This is a genomic window from Intrasporangium chromatireducens Q5-1, assembly GCF_000576575.1.
GTDB lineage: Bacteria > Actinomycetota > Actinomycetes > Actinomycetales > Dermatophilaceae > Intrasporangium_A > Intrasporangium_A chromatireducens.
On sequence record NZ_AWQS01000304.1, the window covers coordinates 1 to 3896 of the forward strand.

Here is a 3896-nt window from a genome sequence, read left to right on the forward strand (position 1 = left end):
AAGCTGCGGGCGCTGCCGTCCTACCCCCACCCGCGCCTGCTCCCGAACTACTGGGAGTTCCCGACGGTGTCGATGGGCATCGGCCCGATGAACGCGATCTACCAGGCCCAGTTCAACAAGTACCTGCACAACCGCGGCCTGAAGGACACGAGCGACCAGCACGTGTGGGCCTTCCTCGGCGACGGTGAGATGGACGAGCCCGAGTCGCGCGGCATGCTGCAGCTCGCGGCGAACGAGGAGCTCGACAACCTCACGTTCGTCGTCAACTGCAACCTGCAGCGGCTCGACGGCCCGGTCCGCGGCAACGGCAAGATCATCCAGGAGCTCGAGGCGTTCTTCCGGGGTGCCGGCTGGAACGTCATCAAGGTCATCTGGGGCCGCGGCTGGGACCCGCTCCTGGCAGCGGACCGCGACGGCGCGCTCGTGCACATCATGAACCAGACGAGCGACGGCGACTACCAGACCTTCCGGGCCAACGACGGCAAGTACGTCCGCGAGCACTTCTTCGCCCGTGACCCGCGCACCCTCAAGATGGTCGCGGACTGGACCGACGACCAGATCTGGTGGGACCTCAAGCGTGGCGGCCACGACTACCGCAAGGTCTACGCCGCCTACCAGGCTGCGATGAACCACACGGGCCAGCCGACGGTCGTGCTCGCCATGACGATCAAGGGCTACAGCCTCGGCACCCACTTCGCTGGTCGCAACGCGACGCACCAGATGAAGAAGATGACGCTGCAGGACCTCAAGGACTTCCGCGACTCGCTGCGCATCCCGATCAGCGACGAGCAGCTCGAGGCCGACCCGTACCGTCCGCCCTACTACAACCCCGGCGCGGAGAACCCCGTCGTCAAGTACGCGATCGACCGGCGGGCCCGCCTCGGCGGCACCCTGCCGCGCCGGCGCGTCGAGTTCAGCGCACCGCAGCTGCCGGGCCCGGACGCGTACAAGCAGATCAAGAAGGGCTCCGGCAAGCAGGAGGTCGCCACGACGATGGCGTTCGTGCGCCTGCTCAAGGACCTCATCCGCGACAAGCAGTTCGGTGAGCGGATCGTGCCGATCATCCCGGACGAGGCGCGCACCTTCGGCATCGACGCGTTCTTCCCGACGCTCAAGATCTACAACCCCAACGGGCAGAACTACACCCCCGTCGACGCCGAGCTGATGCTGGCGTATCGCGAGGCGAAGAACGGCCACATCCTGCACCAGGGCATCAACGAGGCCGGGTCCGTCGCGTCGTTCACCGCCGTCGGCACGTCCTACGCGACGCACGGGCTGCCGATGATCCCGGTGTACGTCTTCTACTCGATGTTCGGCTTCCAGCGCACCGGCGACGGCATCTGGGCCGCCGCGGACCAGATGACGCGCGGCTTCCTCATCGGCGCCACCGCGGGTCGCACCACCCTGACCGGTGAGGGCCTGCAGCACGCCGACGGGCAGTCGCCGCTGCTCGCCTCGTCGAACCCGGCCGTCGTGCACTACGACCCGGCCTACGGCTACGAGATCGCGCACATCGTCGAGGACGGCCTGCGCCGGATGTACGGCGAGGGACAGGAGGGCGACGCCGCCAACCTGATCTACTACCTGACCGTCTACAACGAGCCGATCCTGCAGCCCGCGGAGCCCGAGAACGTCGACGTCGAGGGCATCCTCAAGGGCATGCACAAGATCGCGCCGGCCAACACCGAGGGGTGGCAGCACACCCCGGCACGCGCGCAGATCCTCGCCTCCGGTGTCGGTGTGCCGTGGGCCCTCGAGGCGCAGCAGCTGCTCGCCGACGACTGGGGCGTCGCTGCCGACGTCTGGTCGGTGACGTCGTGGAACGAGCTGCGCCGCGACGGCCTCGACAGCGACGAGCAGCAGTTCCTCCGTCCGGAGGAGCCGGCCCGCGAGCCGTGGGTCACCCGCTGCCTCAAGGACACCGAGGGCCCGGTCATCGCCGTCTCCGACTACATGCGGGCGGTCCAGGACCAGATCCGCGAGTGGGTGCCGCGCAGCTACGCGACGCTCGGTGCGGACGGCTTCGGCTTCTCCGACACCCGGCCCGCGGCGCGGCGCTTCTTCCGCATCGACGGCCCGTCCGTCGCGGTGCGCACCCTCCAGATGCTCGCCAAGGAGGGCAAGATCGACGCCGACATCCCGGTCAAGGCGGCCGACAAGTACCGCCTCGACGACGTCACCGCCGGCACCTCCGGCAACGCGGGCGGCGAGTCCTGACAGGGCCGCTCACCGCGGCACGTCGCTGAGCCCGCTCCCCGCTGGGAGCGGGCTCAGCGGCATACGGAGCACTCGGTATGCCGCTCACCGCGGTCCCGCGCGCGTGCGGTCCGCGATTGGATAATTATGCGCTGCCGTGCATATACTTGCATGGTGTCCAAAGTTCTGACCTCTCTCCCTGTCGGTGAACGAGTCGGGATCGCCTTCTCCGGCGGCCTCGACACCTCCGTGGCTGTCGCCTGGATGCGCGAGAAGGGCGCGGTCCCGTGCACCTACACGGCCGACCTGGGGCAGTACGACGAGGACGACATCGACTCGGTCCCCGGCCGCGCGGAGCAGTATGGCGCCGAGATCTCCCGGCTCGTCGACTGCAGGACGGCGCTCGTCGAGGAGGGCCTGTCGGCGATCGCGTGCGGCGCGTTCCACATCCGCAGCGGCGGCAAGACCTACTTCAACACCACGCCGCTCGGGCGCGCCGTGACCGGCACCCTGCTCGTGCGCGCCATGCAGGAGGACGGCGTCTCGATCTGGGGCGACGGATCGACCTTCAAGGGCAACGACATCGAGCGGTTCTACCGTTATGGACTGCTCGCGAACCCGCAGCTGCGGATCTACAAGCCCTGGCTCGACGCGGAGTTCGTCAGCGAGCTGGGCGGCCGCAAGGAGATGTCCGAGTGGCTCACGGCGCGCGACCTGCCCTACCGGGCGTCGACGGAGAAGGCCTACTCGACGGACGCGAACATCTGGGGCGCGACGCACGAGGCCAAGACCCTCGAGTTCCTCAGCGAGTCGATCGAGGTCGTCGACCCGATCATGGGGGTGCGCTTCTGGGACCCGGAGGTCGACATCGCGGCCGAGGACGTCAGCGTGCGGTTCGAGCAGGGCCGCCCTGTCGCGATCAACGGCGTCCGCTACGACGACGCCGTCGCACTCGTCGACGAGGCGAACCGGATCGGCGGCCGGCACGGCCTGGGCATGTCCGACCAGATCGAGAACCGCATCATCGAGGCGAAGTCGCGCGGCGTCTACGAGGCGCCGGCCCTCGCGCTGCTCCACATCACGTACGAGCGGCTCCTCAACGCGATCCACAACGAGGACACGATCGCGGGCTACCACAACGAGGGTCGCCGACTGGGCCGCCTTCTCTACGAAGGGCGTTGGCTCGACCCGCAGTCCCTGATGATCCGCGAGTCGCTGCAGCGCTGGGTCGCCTCGGCGGTCACGGGCGAGGTGACGTTGCGGCTCCGACGCGGTGACGACTGGTCGATCATCAACACCGAGGGCCCCGCGTTCTCGTACCACCCCGAGAAGCTGTCCATGGAGCGCACCGCCGACGCGGCGTTCGGTCCCGTCGACCGGATCGGCCAGCTGACGATGCGCAACCTCGACATCGCCGACTCCCGCTCCAAGCTCGAGGGGTATGCCGCTCAGGGCCTCCTCGGGACCCGTGCCGTCGAGCTCGTGGGTGAGCTCGCCCCCGGTGGTGCCGTCGCGATCGCGGCCAACCCAGCCGCGGCCAACGTCGACGAGGAGGACGACGCCCTCGACCGCGCCGCGATGGAGTTCGGCACCGACTGAGCCCAGGCGCGAGGACCCGAGCGAGGGACGAGCGAGGCCCGGAGCGCCGATTCGGCTCAGGCGGCCAATGAGCACCGACTGACACCGATCGAGAGTTCGCC

2 protein-coding genes are annotated in these 3896 nt (G+C 68.9%); both read left to right on the top strand.

Annotated features, from left to right (window positions below; genetic code table 11):
- Positions 1-2217 (top strand): pyruvate dehydrogenase (acetyl-transferring), homodimeric type (gene aceE, locus N864_RS19975; RefSeq protein WP_034721516.1); only part of this gene is annotated, 2217 nt, incomplete at its 5' end.
- A gap of 153 nt (positions 2218-2370) precedes the next feature.
- Positions 2371-3795, top strand: a complete 1425-nt coding sequence (gene argG, locus N864_RS19980) for an argininosuccinate synthase (protein ID WP_034721518.1) — start codon at positions 2371-2373, stop codon at positions 3793-3795.
- The last annotated feature ends 101 nt before the right edge of the window (positions 3796-3896 follow it).